This is a genomic window from Alkalicoccobacillus porphyridii, from assembly GCF_007293315.1.
GTDB classification, from domain to species: Bacteria; Bacillota; Bacilli; order Bacillales; family Bacillaceae_D; genus Alkalicoccobacillus; species Alkalicoccobacillus porphyridii.
Genome location: NZ_VLXZ01000440.1, coordinates 1 through 230, shown reverse-complemented (window position 1 = coordinate 230; position 230 = coordinate 1). Strand labels below are relative to the sequence as shown.

General features: G+C 26.1%; 1 pseudogene. It reads right to left on the bottom strand.

What is annotated here, in order from left to right:
* Positions 1–138, bottom strand: a pseudogene (locus tag FN960_RS23315) (hypothetical protein); the annotation flags it as partial.
* Positions 139–230: the final 92 nt, after the last annotated feature.

The window sequence follows — 230 nt, the reverse complement described above, 5'->3', positions numbered from 1 at the left end:
AAAGTATTCATGTTCGATATCTAGATCTAAAAATATGAGACTAATAGATTTAGTTTCAAACTGATTATCTCCCATTTCTGCTGCAAGTTCACTAATAGCTTGATAGAGTAATCTAAAACTTTCTTTGTTTTCTATCAAGATACCCCTCCTTAAATATTTCTACACTATATTTTAAAAATAACATATATTCAAAAGTAATTTAAATAACATCAAACCAACCATGTATATCA